This is a genomic window from Sphingobium sp. TomTYG72 (assembly GCF_055394715.1).
The window spans coordinates 1-18,194 of record NZ_AP027338.1 but is presented as its reverse complement, the minus strand read 5'-3'; the positions used below and the strand labels follow the sequence as shown (position 1 = coordinate 18,194).

The 18,194-nt window shown below is 63.6% G+C and carries 21 protein-coding genes and 1 pseudogene; 13 read left to right on the top strand and 9 right to left on the bottom strand.

Going from position 1 to position 18,194, the window contains the following annotated elements:
• Positions 1-9: 9 nt before the first annotated feature.
• Genes ACZ5U1_RS17740 through ACZ5U1_RS17700 form a run of 9 tightly spaced genes read right to left on the bottom strand, consistent with a single transcriptional unit; the run spans position 10 to position 8,757 of the window.
• Complete coding sequence (locus ACZ5U1_RS17740; protein ID WP_464780114.1) at positions 10-1,161, bottom strand: acetyl-CoA C-acetyltransferase; 1,152 nt, start codon at positions 1,159-1,161, stop codon at positions 10-12.
• A complete protein-coding gene (locus ACZ5U1_RS17735; protein ID WP_464780115.1) occupies positions 1,154-2,185 on the bottom strand; it encodes an acyl-CoA dehydrogenase family protein in 1,032 nt (343 codons plus the stop codon). The genes ACZ5U1_RS17740 and ACZ5U1_RS17735 overlap by 8 nt, the downstream gene beginning before the upstream one ends.
• Before the next feature lie 14 nt (positions 2,186-2,199).
• The gene (locus ACZ5U1_RS17730; RefSeq protein ID WP_464780116.1) at positions 2,200-3,354 is read right to left on the bottom strand and encodes an acyl-CoA dehydrogenase; all 1,155 of its coding nucleotides are present in this window, start codon (positions 3,352-3,354) and stop codon (positions 2,200-2,202) included.
• Positions 3,354-4,103 (bottom strand): enoyl-CoA hydratase family protein, encoded by a 750-nt coding sequence (locus ACZ5U1_RS17725; protein WP_464780117.1) that lies wholly within the window; start codon positions 4,101-4,103, stop codon positions 3,354-3,356. Before ACZ5U1_RS17725 ends, ACZ5U1_RS17730 begins: the two co-directional genes overlap by 1 nt.
• A gap of 16 nt (positions 4,104-4,119) precedes the next feature.
• Complete coding sequence (locus tag ACZ5U1_RS17720) at positions 4,120-5,208, bottom strand: NAD(P)H-dependent flavin oxidoreductase (protein WP_464780806.1); 1,089 nt, start codon at positions 5,206-5,208, stop codon at positions 4,120-4,122.
• Positions 5,208-6,110 (bottom strand): enoyl-CoA hydratase, encoded by a 903-nt coding sequence (locus ACZ5U1_RS17715; protein ID WP_464780118.1) that lies wholly within the window; start codon positions 6,108-6,110, stop codon positions 5,208-5,210. The genes ACZ5U1_RS17720 and ACZ5U1_RS17715 overlap by 1 nt, the downstream gene beginning before the upstream one ends.
• Before the next feature lie 2 nt (positions 6,111-6,112).
• A complete protein-coding gene (locus tag ACZ5U1_RS17710; RefSeq protein ID WP_464780119.1) occupies positions 6,113-6,910 on the bottom strand; it encodes a CoA-transferase subunit beta in 798 nt (265 codons plus the stop codon).
• 11 nt (positions 6,911-6,921) lie between these two features.
• Positions 6,922-7,821, bottom strand: a complete 900-nt coding sequence (locus ACZ5U1_RS17705) for a CoA transferase subunit A (protein ID WP_464780120.1) — start codon at positions 7,819-7,821, stop codon at positions 6,922-6,924.
• A 9-nt stretch (positions 7,822-7,830) separates the two neighbouring features.
• A complete protein-coding gene (locus tag ACZ5U1_RS17700) occupies positions 7,831-8,757 on the bottom strand; it encodes a VOC family protein (RefSeq protein ID WP_464780121.1) in 927 nt (308 codons plus the stop codon).
• A 288-nt stretch (positions 8,758-9,045) separates the two neighbouring features.
• On the opposite strand from ACZ5U1_RS17700, the gene ACZ5U1_RS17695 reads away from it, so the two are divergent.
• From ACZ5U1_RS17695 to ACZ5U1_RS17635, 13 genes and pseudogenes are all read left to right on the top strand, one after another.
• The gene (locus ACZ5U1_RS17695) at positions 9,046-10,266 is read left to right on the top strand and encodes an acyl-CoA dehydrogenase family protein (RefSeq protein ID WP_464780122.1); all 1,221 of its coding nucleotides are present in this window, start codon (positions 9,046-9,048) and stop codon (positions 10,264-10,266) included.
• A gap of 60 nt (positions 10,267-10,326) precedes the next feature.
• Positions 10,327-11,163, top strand: coding sequence for an alpha/beta fold hydrolase (locus ACZ5U1_RS17690; protein WP_464780123.1), 837 nt, complete (start codon positions 10,327-10,329; stop codon positions 11,161-11,163).
• A complete protein-coding gene (locus ACZ5U1_RS17685) occupies positions 11,156-11,671 on the top strand; it encodes a flavin reductase family protein (protein ID WP_464780124.1) in 516 nt (171 codons plus the stop codon). The genes ACZ5U1_RS17690 and ACZ5U1_RS17685 overlap by 8 nt, the downstream gene beginning before the upstream one ends.
• The gene (locus tag ACZ5U1_RS17680; RefSeq protein ID WP_464780125.1) at positions 11,668-12,450 is read left to right on the top strand and encodes a fumarylacetoacetate hydrolase family protein; all 783 of its coding nucleotides are present in this window, start codon (positions 11,668-11,670) and stop codon (positions 12,448-12,450) included. Before ACZ5U1_RS17685 ends, ACZ5U1_RS17680 begins: the two co-directional genes overlap by 4 nt.
• Positions 12,451-12,500: 50 nt before the next feature.
• Complete coding sequence (locus ACZ5U1_RS17675; RefSeq protein ID WP_464780126.1) at positions 12,501-13,448, top strand: acetaldehyde dehydrogenase (acetylating); 948 nt, start codon at positions 12,501-12,503, stop codon at positions 13,446-13,448.
• Between the two features lie 26 nt (positions 13,449-13,474).
• A complete protein-coding gene (gene dmpG, locus ACZ5U1_RS17670; RefSeq protein ID WP_464780127.1) occupies positions 13,475-14,512 on the top strand; it encodes a 4-hydroxy-2-oxovalerate aldolase in 1,038 nt (345 codons plus the stop codon).
• A 65-nt stretch (positions 14,513-14,577) separates the two neighbouring features.
• The gene (locus ACZ5U1_RS17665) at positions 14,578-15,411 is read left to right on the top strand and encodes a sugar phosphate isomerase/epimerase family protein (RefSeq protein ID WP_464780838.1); all 834 of its coding nucleotides are present in this window, start codon (positions 14,578-14,580) and stop codon (positions 15,409-15,411) included.
• Between the two features lie 23 nt (positions 15,412-15,434).
• Positions 15,435-15,782 (top strand): hypothetical protein, encoded by a 348-nt coding sequence (locus ACZ5U1_RS17660; RefSeq protein ID WP_464780837.1) that lies wholly within the window; start codon positions 15,435-15,437, stop codon positions 15,780-15,782.
• Positions 15,688-16,304, top strand: a pseudogene (locus ACZ5U1_RS17655) (alpha/beta hydrolase). The gene ACZ5U1_RS17660 and the pseudogene ACZ5U1_RS17655 overlap by 95 nt, the downstream one beginning before the upstream one ends.
• Positions 16,305-16,498: 194 nt before the next feature.
• Entirely contained in the window at positions 16,499-16,981 is a 483-nt protein-coding gene (locus tag ACZ5U1_RS17650; RefSeq protein ID WP_464780503.1) for an Lrp/AsnC family transcriptional regulator, read from the top strand.
• Positions 16,956-17,339: an Lrp/AsnC family transcriptional regulator gene (locus ACZ5U1_RS17645; protein ID WP_464780836.1), complete on the top strand. Its 384-nt coding sequence runs from the start codon at positions 16,956-16,958 to the stop codon at positions 17,337-17,339. The genes ACZ5U1_RS17650 and ACZ5U1_RS17645 overlap by 26 nt, the downstream gene beginning before the upstream one ends.
• Positions 17,276-17,410, top strand: coding sequence for an Lrp/AsnC ligand binding domain-containing protein (locus tag ACZ5U1_RS17640; RefSeq protein ID WP_464780842.1), 135 nt, complete (start codon positions 17,276-17,278; stop codon positions 17,408-17,410). The genes ACZ5U1_RS17645 and ACZ5U1_RS17640 overlap by 64 nt, the downstream gene beginning before the upstream one ends.
• 122 nt (positions 17,411-17,532) lie before the next feature.
• Complete coding sequence (locus tag ACZ5U1_RS17635; protein WP_464780835.1) at positions 17,533-17,808, top strand: nuclear transport factor 2 family protein; 276 nt, start codon at positions 17,533-17,535, stop codon at positions 17,806-17,808.
• Positions 17,809-18,194 lie beyond the last annotated feature (386 nt).

Below are 18,194 nucleotides of genomic sequence, written 5' to 3'. Positions count from 1 at the left end.
CTGGGTCCCTTAGAGCCGCTCGATGATGGTGACGTTGGCCTGGCCGCCGCCTTCACACATGGTCTGCAGGCCATAACGCCCGCCCGTGCGCTCCAGCGCGTTCAGCAACGTCGTCATCAACCGCGCGCCGGTCGCGCCGATCGGATGGCCCAGAGCGATCGCGCCGCCCTGCACATTGACCTTCTCATGCGGGACATCCAGTTCCTTCATCCACGCCATGGTGACGCTGGCAAAGGCTTCGTTGCATTCGAACAGGTCGATGTCGCTGATCGACATGCCAGCCTTCTTCAGCGCATATTGGGTGGCGGGGATCGGCCCGGTCAGCATCCACACCGGGTTGGCGGCGCGGACCGACAGGTGATGGATGCGCGCGCGGGGCTTCAAACCATGTTCCTTCACCGCCTGCTCGCTGGCGATCAGCAGCGCGGCGGCGGCGTCGCAATTCTGGCTGGCGACGCCTGCGGTGATGATCCCGCCTTCATTGACGGGCTTCAGGGACGCCAGGCCCTCCAACGAGGTCGTCGGGCGGATGGTCTCGTCACGGGCCAGGCCCTCAAGCGCCACCACTTCCTTGTCGAACCAGCCATTGTCCCAGGCGGCCTGCGCGCGCTGGTGCGACGCGAGCGCGAACTGCTCCATCGCTTCACGGCTGATGCCCCATTTGTCGGCGATCATCTCGGCGGACTTGATCTGGTTGACCTCTTCCATGCCATAGCGTTCGACCCAGCCCTTCGACCCGTGGAAGGGGCTGTCGAAGCCATATTGCGCGCCCGCGATCATCGCGGCCATGATCGGGATCTGGTTCATCGCCTGGCTGCCGCCTGCGACCACCAGGTCCTGGGTGCCGCTCATCACGCCCTGCGCGGCGAAGTGGACCGCCTGCTGGCTTGAGCCGCACTGGCGGTCGATGGTGACGCCGGGCACTTCTTCAGGGAGCCCTGCGACCAGCCATGCGGTGCGGCCGATGTCGCCCGCCTGGCCGCCGATGGTTTCGGTGCAACCCCAGACCACGTCCTCGACCTGGGTGGGGTCGATACCGGTGCGCTTGACCAGTTCCTTGATCGGGTGCGCGCCAAGGTCGGCCGGATGGACGGCGGCAAGGCTGCCCTTCTTGCGGCCGACAGGCGTGCGGACGGCGTCGATGATATAGGCTTCAGGCATTTTCATGTTCCCGGGCAAAGGTCTGATCCGGCCCCATGGGCTGGGTGAAGATGCGCGTGGCGATGCGCGCGCGGTGTTGGGCGGGGGTGCCCCATGTTTGCGTGAGCGCAACCGTGCGCTTCAAGAACAGATGGACGTCCACCTCCCAGCTGTAGCCCATCGCGCCATGCACCTGGATCGAGGCGCGGGCGGCCTTGTCGGCGGCTTCCAGGGCGACGAGCTTGGCATGGCTGACACGGGCGCGGGCTTGCGTGTCGCGGGCGCCGATTTCGGCGGCGGCGGCGGCGACCACCGGCTTGGCGAACTCGATCGCGACCTGGGCGGACGCCAGGTGATGCTTGACCGCCTGATAGCTGCCGATGGGCTTGCCGAACTGCTGGCGTTCCTTGGCATAATCGACTGCGAGGTCGACCGAACGCTGGGCAAGGCCGAGGCCAAAGGCGGCGTTGAAGAGGGCGGCGCGGTCGAAGGCGAGATCCCAGTCGGCCTTGCCCAGAGCCGTCGCCTTCTCCTTGCTCCACTCGACCGAAAAGAGGCGGCGGAAGGGATCGATGCTCGGCTGCGCCGTCAGCGTCACCTGATCGGGCGTGGCGAGCCAGGCCTCGCCATCGGCATGCAGGAGGATGCCGCCTGCGCTGTCGGCATTGGCGACATAGGGGTTCGACGGATGCTGGATGGCGATCGTCGCATTGGGATCGCTGAGCAGTTCATGCTCGGGTGCCAACGCGGCGAGCATCGGCGCGGCAACGCCTGCGCTTTCAACCAGCGGTTCGGGCAGCGCGACATAGCCCGCCTCTTGCGCGATCAGGGCAAAGTCGGCTTCCGCCAGCCCGATGCCGCCCGCGCTTTCGGGGAGCAGCACCAAAGTCAGGCCGGTTTCCACGATAGAGGCCCAGCGCGCATCGTCGCGTGCGACGCCCGCTTCCATCATCTTGCGCCAATGGTCGGGCGTGCAGCTGTCCGCAAACAGCGTCCGCGCGGTTTCGGCGAACATCAGCTGTTCATCGCTGAGGGTGAAATCCATTTCTCTGTTCCCCCTTAGCGCGGCAGGCCGAGCATGCGCTCGGCAATGATGTTGCGCTGAATCTCGTTGGAGCCCGCATAGATGGGTCCGGCGAGCGCGAAGATATAGTCGTCGATCCAGTCGACGGCCCCAGCGCCGGGCGCTTCGTGCGTCAGTTCGGCCTGCGGCCCCAATATGGCGAGCGCGGTTTGCGTCAGGTGAATGTCCAATTCCGACCAGAAAATTTTGTTGGTGGACGCTTCCGGCCCGATCTTCGCGCCCGCCATCAGCCGCGAGGCGGTCTGGTAGATGTTGAGCGCATAGGCGTCGGCATTCATGTGCGCGCGCACGACATCGGCTTCGAGCGCGGGGTCGGCGGTTTCCTTGTTCGCCTGCCACAGTTCCGCAAGCTTGCTTGCCGCCACCTGGTAGCGGGCGGGCGAGCGCAGCATGAGGCCGCGTTCAAAGCCTGCTGTCGCCATGCAGATATGCCAGCCCTGACCCTCGTCGCCGAGGCGATTGAAGGCGGGGACGCGGACATTTTCGAGGAAGATCTCGGCGAAACCGACATGGCCGTTGATCTTCTTGATCGCGTTGACCGTGACCCCCGGCGCGTTCAGCGGGAAGAAGATGAGGCTCATGCCCTTGTGGCGCTCGGAGCCGGGCTCGCGGAACAGGCCGAAGGCCCAGTCGGCGAACACCGCGCGGCTCGACCAGATTTTGTGGCCATTGAGGATATAGTCGTCGCCATCCCGAACCGCCGTCGCGCGCACGCCGGCAAGGTCTGAGCCCGCCATCGGTTCGGACCAGGCTTGCGCCCAGATTTCCTCGCCCGACGCCATCTTGGGCAGGAAGCGCTGCTTCTGCTCATGGGTGCCGAACTCGATCAGCGTCGGCCCCAGCAGGAAAATGCCATTCTGGTTGACCCGGCCCGGCGCACCCGCGCGATAATATTCTTCCTCGAAAATCAGCCACTGGATGAGGTCAAGGCCGCGCCCGCCATATTCCTTGGGCCATGTCACCATGCCCCAGTCGCCGGACTTCAGGGTCTTTTCCCATTGGCGGTGGGCCTCGAAACCCTCGCGCGTGGCGTCGAAATGCTCCAGCGGCTCGCCGGGCACATGGGCTTCGAGCCAGCTGCGCACTTCGGCGCGGAACGCCTGCTGTTCGGGGGTATAGGTCAAGTCCATCAGAATTTCGCCGCGCCCTTATTGTCCACAAAGGCGTCACGCGCCTTCTGGCTGTCTTCATGCATGTACATTTCGAGCGTGAAGCCCTGCTCGATCCGGTAATGGGCCGACGGGTCGGTCGGCTCGATCAGGTTCAGCGCCTGCTTGGCGATCACCAGCGCCGCCCGGCTCTTGGACGCAATTACTTCGCAGAAGGCGTAGGCCTCGTCCCTGAGCTGCTCGAGCGGCACCACCTTGTGCACCGAACCGTGACGGTAGGCGTCTTCCACCGGAATGCGCCCGCCGGTGAAGAAATTGGCGCGCACCATCTGGACGGGCAGCATGCGACTCATGAAGGCCGCGCCGCCCATCGCGCCGCGATCGATTTCAGGCAGCGAGAAATAGGCCCCCTCCGCCGCGATCAGCGCGTCGCACGCGCCCGCGATATTGACGCCGCCGCCGATGACGAAGCCATGCAGCGCGCCGACCACCGGGATCGCGCATTCGCGGATCGCCTTGAACGTCAGGTAATTATCCTTGTTCAGCTTGGCGATGCGTTCGGGATGCGCCGCCATCTCCTTGATGTCGACGCCGCCGCAGAAACCCCGGCCTTCGGCGCGGATCAGGATGCACTTCACATCCTCGTTCGCTGCGGCTTCGTAAACCAACGCCGGGATCGATTCCCAACCCTTGGTGTCGAAGGCGTTGACCGGGGGATGGTCGAACAGGATTTCGGCGATGGCGCCCTTGACGGTCAGCGTAATCGGCATGTCTTGTCCCTCTTCCTCAGGCGGCGCTGGCCGTCTCGCGGCCCATGGCGGCGAGCGCGGCGAGCCGCTCATGCGCCTCTTCGACGATGCGGTCGACCAGCTGTTGGCAGGTCGGGACCTCGCCAATTCGCCCGCCCACGACGCCGGTCGCCATCACGCCATGTTCGATGTCGCCATCGACCACGGCTTTCTGGATCAGCATCGGCATGGTCGCGGCCATCATCGCCTGCTTCAATGGCATCGCGCCATGGGCGGTCATGCCGCGCGCCGACTTGATGAAATCCATCCAGCTCGCGCCGGTCTGCTTCTTCATCGCCATGCCCGCCTCGATCGCGCGCAGCCACATGGCGAGCGGGCCGGACTTCTCGATCCGGTCCATCAATTTGGTGCGGACCATCCGCTGGGGGATGCCGTCGAGCTTGGTGGTGACAACGATGCGGTCGGTCGAGGCCTTGAGATATTCCGCTTTGGCGCTGTCGGGCACCGGGCTTTCCTTGGTCAGCAGGAAGCGCGTGCCCATGGCAATGCCGACCGCGCCATAGGCGAGCGCTGCCGCCAGCCCGCGTCCGTCGGCAAAGCCGCCGCTCGCGATCACCGGCACCTTGACGGCGTCGAGCACCTGGGGGAGCAGCACGGTGGTCGGGACGGAACCTGTATGCCCGCCGCCTTCGCCGCCCTGGACATTGACCATGTCGACGCCCAGTTCGACCATCTTCTGCGCATGCTTGACCGCGCCGACGGTGGGGATGCACAATATGCCCGCATCCTTGAAACGGCCGATCATCTTGGCATTGGGGCCACGGCCAAAGCTGACCGCGCGCACCTGATCCTTGTTGGCCAGGATCAGTTCGACAATCTGGTCAGCGCCCGGCTGAAAGCTGTGGAAGTTGACGCCGAAGGGCTTGTCGGTGCCCTTGCGCACGGCGAGGATCTTTTCGCGCGCTTCGTCCGGCGTCATCACCGCTGCGCCCAGAAAACCGAACGCGCCTGCATTGCTCGACCCGATCACCAGCGAAGGCTCGGCGACCCAGCCCATCGCGGTCTGGATGATCGGCCAGCGGCAGCCAAGCCGTTGGCAAAGGACTGTGTGCAGCGGATCGCCCATCATTCGCTCGCCTGTTTCTTATTGGCCTCGGCCATCTTCTTGGCGTCGAGGCCCGCGATCGAGCTGCCCTGGACGAGGTCATTCTGGGCATGGGCGAAATGGTGCATATGATATTGCGCGTCCATCGCGTTCCTCTTGCCCATCAGCTCCTCGACATGGTTGATCGCCTGCTTGGTCAGCCAGTTGCCAAGGCGGGGCTGGGCGACGAGCTTGGCCGCCATGGCCGCGACGGTCTCGCGCAGCGCCTCGCGCGAGACGATCTTGTTCACCATGCCGAACTGTTCGGCGCGCTGCGCGCTCATCCGCTCACCCAGCAGCAGGAATTCCTTGGCGATGCGCGGGGGCAGTTCATAGGCGTGGGCGAAATATTCAACGCCCGGGATGCCCATGCGGTTGACCGGGTCCTGAAAGAAAGCGTCGTCGGTGGCGACAATCAGGTCGCACACCCATGCCAGCATCAGCCCGCCCGCGACGCACGCCCCCTGCACCATGGCGATGGTGGGCTTGGGCGCGTCGCGCCAGCGGCGGCACATGCCGACATATTGCTCCTTCTCGCGGGTATAGAGCAATTCAGCGGCGGGCTTGTTCACATGACCCGGCACCAGCAGCCGGTTCTCGAAATGCTGGTGCACGTCGCGGCCGGGCGTGCCGATGTCATGCCCGGCCGAAAAATGCTTACCGTTACCGCCCAGCACGATGCAGCGCACATCGTCATCGTTCGTCGCCTTGATGAAGGCGTCGTCGATCGCATAGGTCATCTGGCCGTTCTGGGCATTGTTGAAGCCCGGGCGGTTCATCATGATCCATGCGACATTGTCGATCACCTCATAGGTGACCGGCTCGTCCGTTTCGTAAACAATGTCGACCTGCTGCGGTTCGACCAGGCGGTCGGTCTCGTTCATCTTCAGGCTGCCCTTCTGTCTCCGGCCGGATTGTCCTTGAACACGGTCGCCCGGACATTATTGGGGTCGATCTTCGCGATCAGCTCCAGTTGCTCGGCCGTCGGCGCAGGGGTGGTCGGGATTTCGCCATCGACCTTTGCCAGCGGGAAGCCGGTATTGTCCTGCACTTCCTCGAAGGTGACGCCCGGATGCAGCGAGATCACGCGGATCTGGTGATCGGGGCCGCCAAAGTCCATCACGCACAGGTTGGTGATGATGCGACGCAGGTCCAGGCCCTGGGGCGGAGCGCCATTGCGGTAGCGTGCCGGATTATAGCCCGCCATGCAGACGAAATCGACTTCGCCTTCCACGAACGCCCGCTTGTTGTGGTTCTGGAAGAAGAAGCTGTTGGGATGGCTGATCGAGTTGCCGGGGAAGCCGCGCGCGCCGAGCATCGCCGCCTTGGGCTTCTTGTGGTCGCCGATCACCGAGATGTTCGCCTGACCGAAACGATCGATCTGGACCGGGCCGACCAGCGCGTGGCGGCGGCCGCTCCAGAGCGCCGAGAAGACGCGGTCATAATTGGCGATGCCCTCGAACTCGGGCTCGGCGGTGCGCTTGCCCGGGCCGACGGGTTCGCTGGTATAGAATACCTCGCCATCGGTGGTCTGGATCGCGGGCGCGAAGGAGAGCTTGGCCACGCCCGCGCCAATGCGGGGGAGGGGGCCGATGCCGGTCGCCATTACTTCGCCATCTTCGCGCCAGACTTCGGCGCAGGCGGCGATGACGAGTTCAGCGAGCGAATAGCTGTTCTGGGTCATGGGTCTCTCGCTTAGTAAATGGGGACGGGGAGCTGCTTGACGGCGTCCGCGCCGCCGATCGCTGCCTGATAGTCGGCTTCCGACACATCGATGAACTTCGCCTTATAGTCGGCCCAGGCCTCGGGCGAGGCGGCGCTTTCGACATAGGTCTTGATGTGCTTGAGATCGAGCTGATAGTCGGGATCGGCGCTCGACGGGTGCGCGCCCAGCGGGGCTTCTGCAACACCATTGATCATCGCCCGCTCGACCAGATTGTAGCGGCTGTTCTTCTTCATATCGAGCTCGCCCGTCGGCACGATCTTCTCGACCGTGGCGAAGCTCCTGGTTGCCGCACGGACCAGCAGTTCGTCGAACAGCGCGTCCTTGCTGAGCGTCAGGAGGTTGCCGCGCTCGTCGGAGCGGTGGGCGTGGATCAGCGCGATGTCGGGCACCAGCGCGGGCATGGCGACGAATTCCTCGCCATCGGCATAGGGGCTTTTCACGAATTTGAAGTCGAAGCCGTCTTGCGTGATGATGTCGGTGCCGATGCCGACGCGGGTCGGCAGGAAGGGCAGCTTCATCGCGCCTGCGCGCAGGCCCCAATGATACATGCCCTCGTCAAGCTCGAGCACCTCGAAGGCGCCCGCCTGGCGGGCGTTGCGGAAATGGGGTTCCAGCGGATAATGGTCGAGGCTGGCAAAGGCGAAGACCAGCTTCCTGATCTTGCCGGTGGCGGCGAGCAGGCCGATGTCCATGCCGCCATAGCCCGCCATGACGGTGAGGTCCTTGAGGTTCGATCGGGCGATGGCGCGGATCAGCGCCATGGGCTTGCGGCGCGTGGCCCACCCGCCGATGCCGATGGTCATCCCGTCGGAAATCTGGTCGACGATGTCGTCGACGCTCATGCGCTTGTCGAGCATAATGTCAGTCATCCTTTTGCGTCAGTCCTGCTCATGAGCCCATTTATGGCCCCAGTCGCTTACAGCAAGGCTGGTGGTGGGGACCCATGTTTGCGGGTCTATTACCAGGCCGTTCCAGCCATATTCGATGTCAAATCCACCTGGTGTCTGCATGTAGAAAGAGGTCATCTTGTCATTGACATGGCGGCCAAGGGTCGCCGAGAGCGGCACCTTGCCCTTGCTCTTCAAGACCCGGTCATAGGCGCGGCCGACATCCTCGAGGGAGCCGACCTCGAGCATCATATGGACAGCGCCATTGGGGCTTTCGGGCAGCTGGCCGAGCGCCAGGCTGTGGTGGCGCGGGTTGCAGTGGAGGAAGGCAAAGCCCACGCCCGGATCGTCCGCGCCGCCGCCCATAAGGTAGAAGCGGCCAAGGTCGGTGTCGCCAAAGCCCATGACGTCCTTGTAGAAGGCGTGGGTCTCGTCGAAATTGGGGGCGGTCAGCACGACATGGCCCATCCCCATGTCGCCGTCCGCGCCATGGGGGCTGCCGGTCACGAAGCGGCTGACGCCCACAGGCGAGACGAAGGGGGCATAGTCGACGAAGCGACCGTAGAAGATCTCCATGGGATTGCCCGCCGGGTCCGATGAACGGGCGAGTTCATAGACCTGACGGCCACGTGCTTCCATGACGCCCGCCCGTTCCACCGGACGGCCTGCTGCCTCGAGGCGGGCCAGCACCGATTCGAAGGCGTCACGATTCGCGCATTCCCAGCCCGGCGCCACGAAGCGGTCGGCCGCGCCTTTCTGCACCCGCAGGCGCCAGGGCCGGTCGTCCATGCGGAACAGCGCGACGTCCTCGTCCGGCGAAGGGGCCGCCATCAGCCCTGCGATATTGCAGGCAAAATCCTGCCAGGCGCCCAGGTCCCGCGCCTCGATCACTACATAGCCTAGCGATATCACTGCCATTTCAAGCGCCTCGCCTTCTTTCCTGTCTGCCAGCCATGCTCTGCCGCAGAGCGTTGCAAAATGACCTTCCCCATACGCATATGGCAAGCGCTGCCGCCTGTTTTGCACTTGCTGGGGGAGGCGCAGTTAAGCGCGCTCACGAGCTTATGGCAATTCGTTCCCAATCCGCCTATAAGTAACGGCCAAAATGCGCAAGCCCTGTTTGTCTTGACAGTTTGCGTAATGGCATTTTACATAAACTACGCATATAGCAAATCTGAAGCAGAGTCGCCTACAATGGAGAAGATCATGACCGGGGCAGTAGCAAGCCGACCCATTGACGAGGCGAATGCCGCGATACCTTCACCCGAAAGTCTGATCGCCAAAGCCAAGGCGATGATCCCGGTGCTGCGGGAACGCGCCCGGGCCTGTACGCTCGCCCGGGACGTGCCGCCCGAGACCGTCGCCGAGATGAAGGCGGCAGGCTTCTTCCGTGTGCTCCAGCCCAAGCGCTACGGCGGCTATGAGATGCACCCCAATGTCTTCTTCGAGATCCAGAAGGCGTTGGCGCAAGGCTGCATGTCGACAGGCTGGATCTACGGCGTGCTGGGCTGCCATCCTTACGAACTCGCCCTCTTCCATGACGAGGCGCAGAAAGAAGTATGGGGCGATAACCCCGACATGCTCGTCTCCTCCACCTATCAGCCGGTCGGCAAGGTGGAAAAGGTCGAAGGCGGCTTCTATCTTTCGGGCCGCTGGGGCTTCTCGTCGGGCTCCTCCCATTGCGGTTGGGTGCTGCTGGGCGCGATCAATTTCGACACCGATGGCGGCCCGCCCGACATGCGCACCTTCCTGCTGCCGCGCTCCGACTATCAGGTGATCGAAGGCAGCTGGGACACGTTCGGCCTCCAGGGCACCGGCAGCTTCGATATCGTCGTCGAGCGCGTGTTCGTGCCCGAGCATCGCACCCACAAGGCGAGCGACGGCTTTGCCGGCACCAATCCGGGCCAGGAAACCAACACCGCGCCGCTCTACCGCATCCCCTGGGCGCAGCTCTTCATCCGCTCGGTCTCCAGCGCCGCCTTCGGCGGCATCCGCGCCGCCACTGGCGCTGCGATGGAGATCATGGGCAACCGCGTCTCGACCAACACCGGCAAGGCGTCCAAGGCCGACCCCCATCTCCACGCCGCCATCGCCCGCGCGATCGCCGAGGCCAACGAGATGGAACTCACCCACCGCACGACCTTCAACGAGCTGATGGACTATGCCGAGCGCAATGAGCCCGTGCCGATGGAAAAGCGCGCGCTCTTTGCCTATCAGTCCGCCAGCGTCGTGCGCCGCATGGCCGAGCTTGCCGACGGCATGGTCAAGCTGCTGGGCGGCCGGGCGGTCTATATGTCGAGCCCGATCCTCCAGCCCTGGCTCGACCTCCACGCCGCGCGCGCCCATGTCGCCAATGACCCGGCCAACCGCACCAGCGACGTCATCGGCACGATCAATGGCGAACCGCCCGCCTTCACCTTCATCTGAAGCGAGCATCTGACCATCTGACATCTGGACAGCATCGGGCCAGGACAAAAGAGGATATCCATGGGCAGTGAATTGATCCGCAAGACCTATAGCGTTGCGGGCGGATATGAGATTTCGATCGCGGAAATTGCGGGCGCTGCGGCTGATGCCCCCACCGTCATCTTCATCCATGGCAGCGGTCCCGGCGCCTCGGGCGCGTCCAACTTCCGCAACAATGCGCAAGTGTTCGCCGATGCGGGCTATCGCGTCATCCTGCCCGACCTCATCGGCTATGGCGCCTCGTCCAAGCCCGAGACCGACTATCCGCTCGAGCTGTTTACCGAGACTTTGCTCGATGCGCTGAAGCAGCATGGGATCACAGGCGGCCACCTCATCGGCAACTCGCTGGGCGGCGGCATCGCCCTCCAGATCGCGCTCGACCATCCCGACTTCACCATCGGCAAGCTCGTCCTGATGGCGCCGGGCTGCGTGGCGGAGCAGATGAGCTATTTCACCATGCCCGGCATCGCCAAGATGCGCTCGGGCTTTGGCAGCCCGGAATTCAACATCGAGGAACAGCGCCGCCTCATCGGCAACCTCATGCATCCCTCGTCCGCGCACCACATCACCGACGCGCTGGTCGAGGAACGCTTCGCCGTCGCGCGTACCCAGCCCAAGGATGTGCTCGCCCGCGTCAAGACCCCCGACCTTGGGCCGCGCCTGGGCGAGGTCACCCAGCCGATCTTCGTCCTCTGGGGCCTCAATGACGAATTCTGCCCCGAAAGCCATGCGCGTCTCTTCCTCGATGCTTGCCCCGACGTGCGCTGCCTCACCTTCTCGCAGACCGGCCATTGGGTGCAGGTCGAGCGGACAGAAGAGTTCAACCGCTACTCACTGGACTTCCTGAAGAATGGCTGACGCTGCTCCTGCGCAATCCGTGCCTGTTCCAGAGCCTATCGATGTCACCACCGGGCTGAAGGGCGCGATGCGCCGCCTGCCCTCGGGCGTGGCGATCGTCACCGCGCTGGGCGAAGGCAAGGCGCCGGTCGGCATGGCCGCGACCTCGATCACCTCGCTTACCATGGACCCGCCCGCCGTGCTCGTCTGCGTCAACCAGACAGCGGGCATCCACGCCCATCTCTCGCCCGGCTGCCCGGTCAGCATCAACCTCCTCTCGCGCCACCAGCGCGAAGTGTCGGCAGCATTCGGCGGCGCGGTGGCGCGCGAGGCGCGCTTTGGCGTTGGCAGCTGGACCCCCGATGCCCATGGCCTTCCCATCCTTGATGAAGCGCAGGCCAACCTCTCCTGCACGATCGAGAGCATGACCCCCTTTGGCACCCACAGCATCGTCATCGCCCGGGTCAAGGCGGTGCGCCTGTCGGATGCGGTCGATCCCCTCATCTTCCAGGACGGAGCCTATCTGTGAGCGAGACGCTGAACGAAACATTGGCGGACGAGCTCTACCGCGCGCTGCGGGACAAGCGCACCGTGCCGCCGCTCATCGCCCGCCACCCTGAGCTGACCATCGATGATGCTTATGCGATCTCGCTGTGCGCGCTCGACAAGCGCAAGGCGGACGGCGAAAAGGTCATCGGCAAGAAGATCGGCGTTACCTCCAAGGCCGTGCAGGACATGCTGGGCGTGCACCAGCCCGATTTCGGTTTCCTGACCGACCGGATGTTTATCGAGGGCGATATCGATGTCGCGGCAAACGGCCTGATCGCGCCGCGCGCCGAGGCCGAGATCGGCTTCATCCTGAAAGACAGCCTCAAGGGGCCGGGCGTCACGGCCGAGGACGTGATCGCCGCGACACAGAGCATCGTCCCCTGTTTCGAGATCGTCGACAGCCGCATCCAGGACTGGAAGATCGGCATCGTCGACACCGTTGCCGACAATGCCTCCTGCGGTGTCTATGTGCTGGGCGAGGCCCGCGCGAACCCGCGTGACCATGACCTCCCCAATCTCCACGTCACCGTGACCAAGAACGGGCAGCCGCTCTCCGAAGGCCATGGCCATGCGGTGCAGGGTTCGCCAGCGCAAGCGGTCGCCTGGCTCGCCAATACGCTCGGCGCCTATGGGGTAACGCTCGACGCCGGCGATGTGATATTGTCAGGGAGCCTGGTGCCGCTCGAACCGGCACAGGCGGGAGATGTGTTCGAGATGCAGCTCCACGGGGTTGGCAGCTGCACCGCGCGCTTTATCTGAAGATTTATGAAGAGGGTATCGCTGGCACGCGATGCTGTGAGGAGTATCTGATGACGGGCAAGGTCAAGGCGGCGATCATCGGGTCGGGCAATATCGGCACCGACCTCATGATCAAGATGATCAAATATCCGCAGAATATGGAGCTGGTGGCCGTGGTCGGCATCGACGAGGCGTCCGAGGGCCTCGCCATGGCGCGCGAGCGCGGCGTCGCCACCACCCATGAGGGGCTGGAAGGCCTCATGAAGATGGACGTTTACCCCGAGATCGGCATCGTGTTCGACGCGACCTCGGCTTACGCCCACAAGGTCCATGACGAAGCGCTGCGCAAGGACGGCAAGCAGGTGGTGGACCTAACCCCCGCCGCGATCGGCCCCTACACCATCCCCACGGTCAACGGCGAAGCCAATCTCGATGCTGGCAACGTCAACATGGTGACCTGCGGCGGGCAGGCGACGATCCCGATGGTTGCCGCCGTCTCCCAGGTCGCGACGGTGCACTATGCCGAGATCGTCGCGTCGGTCTCCTCGCGCTCGGCAGGCCCTGGCACCCGCGCAAACATCGACGAGTTCACCCGCACGACGGCAGGCGCCATCGAAAAGGTCGGCGGCGCCGCGCAGGGCAAGGCGATCATCATCCTCAATCCCGCCGAACCGCCGATGATCATGCGCGACACGGTTTTCACCCTGTCGGAAGGCGCGGACGAGGACACCATCCGCGCCTCGGTCGAAGCGATGGTCAAGAAGGTGCAGGCCTATGTGCCGGGCTATCGCCTGAAGCAAGACGTGCAGTTCGAGCGCTTTGGCGACAACAACAAGCTCACCATCCCCGGTCGCGGCGAATTCACCGGCATCAAGACCATGATCCTGCTCGAGGTCGAGGGCGCGGGCGACTATCTGCCCAGCTATTCGGGCAATCTCGACATCATGACCGCCGCCGCCAAGGCGACCGGCGAGCTGCTCGCGCAGCGCATCGCCCAGGGCAAGACGGTCGCCGCTTGAAGCGCGCGCCCACGGAGTATCAAGACATGACCAGCACATTCAACGTCGAGGCGGGCGACAAGCTCTACATTCAGGACGTGACGCTACGCGATGGCATGCACGCCATCCGCCACATGTATGGCATCGACCATGTGAAATCGATCGCCAAGGCGCTGGACGATGCAGGCGTCGACGCGATCGAGGTCGCCCATGGCGACGGCCTCAATGGCGCGAGCTTCAACTATGGCTTTGGCGCGCATACCGATTGGGAATGGCTCGAAGCGGTCGCCTCGGTGCTGACCAAGTCGGTGCTCACCACGCTGATCCTGCCCGGCGTCGGCACGGTCGAGGAACTGCGCCGCGCCTATGATATCGGCGTGCGCTCGGTGCGGGTCGCGACCCATTGCACCGAGGCGGACGTCTCCAAGCAGCATATCGGCATTGCCCGCGATCTTGGCATGGACGTCTCAGGCTTCCTGATGATGAGCCATATGATCGAGCCGGACAAGCTCGCTAGCCAAGCCCTGCTCATGGAAAGCTATGGCGCGCAGTGCGTCTATGTGACCGACAGCGGCGGCGCGCTCGACATGGACGGGGTCAAGGCCCGGTTCGAAGCCTATGACCGGGTGTTGAAGCCCGAGACCCAGCGCGGCATCCACGCCCACCATAATCTCTCGCTTGGCGTCGCCAACTCGATCGTCGCCGCCCAATGCGGTGCGGTGCGGATCGACGCGTCGCTCACCGGCATGGGCGCGGGCGCTGGCAACGCGCCGCTCGAAGTGTTCATTGCCGCTGCCGAGCGCAAGGGCTGGAATCATGGCTGCGACGTCAATGCGCTGATGGACGCGGCCGAGGACCTCGTTCGTCCCTTGCAGGACCGGCCGGTCCGGGTCGATCGCGAAACCCTCGCGCTTGGCTATGCCGGGGTCTATTCCTCCTTCCTGCGCCACGCGGAAAAGGCCGCCGAAACCTATGGCCTCGACACCCGCGCCATCCTGGTTGAACTCGGCCGTCGCAAGATGGTCGGCGGACAGGAAGACATGATCGTCGATGTCGCGCTCGACATGCTGAAAGAACGCGCCTGACCCCATGCCGGGGCGGCCGCACGAGGCCACCCCGGCAGGCCAGCCAACCAACAAGAGGAGAGGATATGGCCGATAGACGCCTGTCGCTCGACCATATCACCGTCACCGACACCACCCCCTGGCAGCTTGCCGAGATCGCCGCAGAGGTGGGCTGCCAAGGCATCTGCCCGTTCCTCCATTCCATGGAGGTGTTGCCCGCCATGCCCGCCTATGACCTGGTGCGCGACCCGCAAGCGCTGCGCCAGACCCGCGCCGCGCTCGCCGCCACCGGGGTCAGCGTCGACCTCCTCTACCCCTTCACCATGGCGGGGCGCACCAACCCCGCTGACTTTATCCCCGCGCTCGAAACAGGCGCAGCGCTCGGCGCGCCGCTTGCCAATGTCCTGTGCTATGATCGCGATCCCATCCGCCGTACCGAAAGGCTCGTCGAACTGGCCGAGCTTGCTTCAGGGTTCGATATCGCCCTCGCCATCGAATTTTATCCCCCCTCCCAGGTCCAAAGCCTAAGCGCCGCCCTCGAGGAAATAGCCCGCTCCGGCCGATCCGACATCAAGGTCACAGCAGACCTTCTCCACATCATGCGCGGACCCGAACCCGAAACCAGCTTCCCCCTCCTTGCCCATCCCGCCATCGCCATCGCCCAGATCTCCGACGGCCCAACAACCATCGATCCCGACCAGATCGAACGCGAAGCCGGCATCCAGCGCCAACTCCCCGGACAAGGCGCGTTCCCTATCCCAGCGTTCCTCCACGCCCTCAATCCCACAACACCCCTCAGCGTCGAAATACCCCAGCAACACGCCATCGACAAAGGCTTCAACGCCCATCAACGGGCAAAATGGGCGGTGGATTGCGTGAAGGAAGTGTGTGAAAAGAACGCACTGAAAAACAAGAAATAGGAAAATAGGAAAAATAGGAGAGTATGATGCGTGACTTGATCGACCCCACCCTGTTGCCGGGGTTGGATTTCATGCCGGCGCTGGACATCACGGCAGAGAGCCTGCCTGCGATCCGCGAGGGTATGGAGCAGATGACGGCGATGGCGCCCGAGCCGCAGGATAGTGGTGTTGAATGGCGGGAGGAGCGGATCACGGCGCCCGATGGGCATGAGCTGCTGGTCAGGATTTATCGTCCGGCCGATGCGCAAGGGACTCTGCCCGCGATCCTGCACATCCATGGTGGCGGCTATGTGCTGGGTCGGTGCGTACCAATCACCTTTCCAACATCGAGCTTACGCTTTCCCGCTTCCGCCTCTCGTCGTTTCGGTTGATTATCGGCTCGCGCCGGAGACGGTGGCGCCGGGCGCGGTCGAGGATTGTTACGCGGCGCTGCAATGGCTGCATGATGGCGCGGAGCAGTTGGGCGCCGATCCCAAGAGGATCGCCATTCGCGGGGAGAGCGCGGGCGGCGGGTTGGCCGCGGCCCTCGCGCTGCTGGCGCGCGACCGGGCGGCCCGGCGATCGCGCACCAGAACCTGATCTATCCGATGCTGGACGACCGTACCTGCATCACTCGCCATCCCGAACATCTGGGCGCATTCGTGTGGACGCCGCAGGCCAACGCCTTTGGCTGGCGATCCTTGCTGGGTAAGGAGCCAGGATCGGCGGACGTATCGCCCTATGCGGCCCCCGCGCGGGCGGAGAGCCTGGCTGGTTTGCCGCCCGCCTTCATCTGCGTGGGCGCGCTCGATCTCTTCCTGGTGGAGGACATGGATTATGCCCGGCGGCTGATTGAAGTCGGCGTCGCGGCGGAACTGCATGTCTATCCGGGGCCTATCATGGTTTTGACGTGACGCCCGACGCCGCGCCAGTCCGCCAGATGAAGCGCGACGCGATCGCTGCCCTTCGCAAGGCGCTGCATCCCGCCGAAACACGGTAGGATGAGCGGTAGATAGCCGCGCAAATTGCGGCGGCATCAGCTTTGACACTGGTGCTGCCCGCAAGTGCGCGCTATTGAACCGGCTACATTTTTGAAGGCGGGGCAAGAATGCAGATCAGGAGCGGGCGGAAAATGACGCCGCCATCGCTGGATACTCTCGATACGAATATCATAGAGATACTCCGGACCAACGGCCGCGCAACCAATCAGGAAATTGCCGAACGGCTGTCCGTTACCGCTGCCACGATTTCAGCCCGGCTGCAAAAGATGGACGACGGGAAAGCGATGCGCGTCGTTGCCGTCACCGATTTTGCGGCCCATGGCTATAATGTGATCATCGCCCTGGGCGTGAAGGTTCAGGGCCGCAATGTTCAGGAGGTCGGCCGCGATCTGGCGGATCTTCCCGAAGTGCTGAGCGTCAATGTCATGAGCGGCGACCATGATGTGGAATTGCTCGTCGCGCTGCGGGATTTTGGCGAGGTGCAGGAGATGTTGTTTGAGCATATCGCCAGCGTGGAGGGGGTCGTTCACATCACATCAGGGGTGGCGGTGGATATCGTGAAATATGAATTCAACGTGGTGCCGCTGTGACCGGAAGGCTGATTGGGCACGCCTGGACAAGCTGGACCAGGGGATCGTCGAAAAGCTCGCCCGCGACGCGCGCATTTCCAACCGCGCCATCGCCGCCGAACTGGGCGTGACGGAGGGCACCATTCGTACACGCGTCAAGCGGTTGCAGAATGAAGGGCTGATCCAGTTCACCGTCGTCACCGATTTCCGCATGGCGGGGTCGCCCAACCTTTGCATGCTGGGGATCGATGCCGATCCATCCATGTGTCGGAATTGGCGCGCCGTCTATCCGACATTCCGGAAATCACCTGCGTCATCGTTCTGCTGGGCCGTTACAGTCTGTTGGCGATGGGGTTGTTCACCAATATCGAGCAATTGAACGACCTGGTGACGGAGCGCATCCGGCCGATGCCGGGCGTCCAGCGGGGAAACGTCCGTGTCCGTTCATAATTTGAAATATGAGGCTGGCATCGCGAAGATCACGCGAGAAGCGCCCTAAAAACAGGTCGGGACGGTCGATCTGTCCAACCGCAGAAAAACGGGGGGAGGTTTCAACCCCTGAGGAGAGTATCATGTCGATCAATCTGGAAGAGCTTGCCGCCCGCGTGACCGCATTGGAGGACGTCAACGCCATCCGTCAGTTGAAGGCGCGTTACCTGCGCGCCTGCGACCTGAAGCTGGTGGACGAATTGCGTGAGACGTTTCTGCCGCAGGGCATAAGGCTGGATTACCAGAATTTCCGCTATTCACGGATCGCGACGAGTTCATCGCCATATTCCAGAAAATGGCGATGGCAGGCGGCGTTTATGACATTCACCATGCGACCAATGCGGATATTGAATTGGTGAGCGCGGATGAAGCGCGTGGGCTGTGGTCGCTCAATTTCCGGACGATCATCCTTGCCACCCGATCCGTGACCCGCTCGCGGTGGAATATCAGGATGTCTACCGCAAGCAGGACGGGCGCTGGTGGATCGCGGAGTCTGTGAGCCGCGTCACGTCCATCCTGACCGAAGAGATTGGCGAGGATGGCACGCCGCGTTATCTGCCTGGGGTGAGATGCCCGCTGCGGTTTGAATTCGTGAGGGCAGGGTGCGATCGTTGCTCCTGCCCTACATTTGAGAAATAGAGCATGATCCGATCAGACTGAACCGGATCATGCTCCATTTATCTTTTGTTTTCCGCATTTTCCGAGCCAGCAGATGATGCCATCCTTCGAAAATGCTTTAGCTGCA

What these genes read in the sequence shown, in the direction of transcription:
- ACZ5U1_RS17740 (WP_464780114.1), bottom strand. Translation starts at nt 1,161, where the DNA reads ATGCCTGAAGCCTATATCATCGACGCCGTCCGCACGCCTGTCGGCCGC.
- ACZ5U1_RS17735 (WP_464780115.1), bottom strand. Translation starts at nt 2,185, where the DNA reads ATGGATTTCACCCTCAGCGATGAACAGCTGATGTTCGCCGAAACCGCG.
- ACZ5U1_RS17730 (WP_464780116.1), bottom strand. Translation starts at nt 3,354, where the DNA reads ATGGACTTGACCTATACCCCCGAACAGCAGGCGTTCCGCGCCGAAGTG.
- ACZ5U1_RS17725 (WP_464780117.1), bottom strand. Translation starts at nt 4,103, where the DNA reads ATGCCGATTACGCTGACCGTCAAGGGCGCCATCGCCGAAATCCTGTTC.
- ACZ5U1_RS17720 (WP_464780806.1), bottom strand. Translation starts at nt 5,208, where the DNA reads ATGGGCGATCCGCTGCACACAGTCCTTTGCCAACGGCTTGGCTGCCGC.
- ACZ5U1_RS17715 (WP_464780118.1), bottom strand. Translation starts at nt 6,110, where the DNA reads ATGAACGAGACCGACCGCCTGGTCGAACCGCAGCAGGTCGACATTGTT.
- ACZ5U1_RS17710 (WP_464780119.1), bottom strand. Translation starts at nt 6,910, where the DNA reads ATGACCCAGAACAGCTATTCGCTCGCTGAACTCGTCATCGCCGCCTGC.
- ACZ5U1_RS17705 (WP_464780120.1), bottom strand. Translation starts at nt 7,821, where the DNA reads ATGACTGACATTATGCTCGACAAGCGCATGAGCGTCGACGACATCGTC.
- ACZ5U1_RS17700 (WP_464780121.1), bottom strand. Translation starts at nt 8,757, where the DNA reads ATGGCAGTGATATCGCTAGGCTATGTAGTGATCGAGGCGCGGGACCTG.
- ACZ5U1_RS17695 (WP_464780122.1), top strand. Translation starts at nt 9,046, where the DNA reads ATGACCGGGGCAGTAGCAAGCCGACCCATTGACGAGGCGAATGCCGCG.
- ACZ5U1_RS17690 (WP_464780123.1), top strand. Translation starts at nt 10,327, where the DNA reads ATGGGCAGTGAATTGATCCGCAAGACCTATAGCGTTGCGGGCGGATAT.
- ACZ5U1_RS17685 (WP_464780124.1), top strand. Translation starts at nt 11,156, where the DNA reads ATGGCTGACGCTGCTCCTGCGCAATCCGTGCCTGTTCCAGAGCCTATC.
- ACZ5U1_RS17675 (WP_464780126.1), top strand. Translation starts at nt 12,501, where the DNA reads ATGACGGGCAAGGTCAAGGCGGCGATCATCGGGTCGGGCAATATCGGC.
- dmpG (WP_464780127.1), top strand. Translation starts at nt 13,475, where the DNA reads ATGACCAGCACATTCAACGTCGAGGCGGGCGACAAGCTCTACATTCAG.
- ACZ5U1_RS17665 (WP_464780838.1), top strand. Translation starts at nt 14,578, where the DNA reads ATGGCCGATAGACGCCTGTCGCTCGACCATATCACCGTCACCGACACC.
- ACZ5U1_RS17660 (WP_464780837.1), top strand. Translation starts at nt 15,435, where the DNA reads ATGATGCGTGACTTGATCGACCCCACCCTGTTGCCGGGGTTGGATTTC.
- ACZ5U1_RS17650 (WP_464780503.1), top strand. Translation starts at nt 16,499, where the DNA reads ATGCAGATCAGGAGCGGGCGGAAAATGACGCCGCCATCGCTGGATACT.
- ACZ5U1_RS17645 (WP_464780836.1), top strand. Translation starts at nt 16,956, where the DNA reads ATGAATTCAACGTGGTGCCGCTGTGACCGGAAGGCTGATTGGGCACGC.
- ACZ5U1_RS17635 (WP_464780835.1), top strand. Translation starts at nt 17,533, where the DNA reads ATGTCGATCAATCTGGAAGAGCTTGCCGCCCGCGTGACCGCATTGGAG.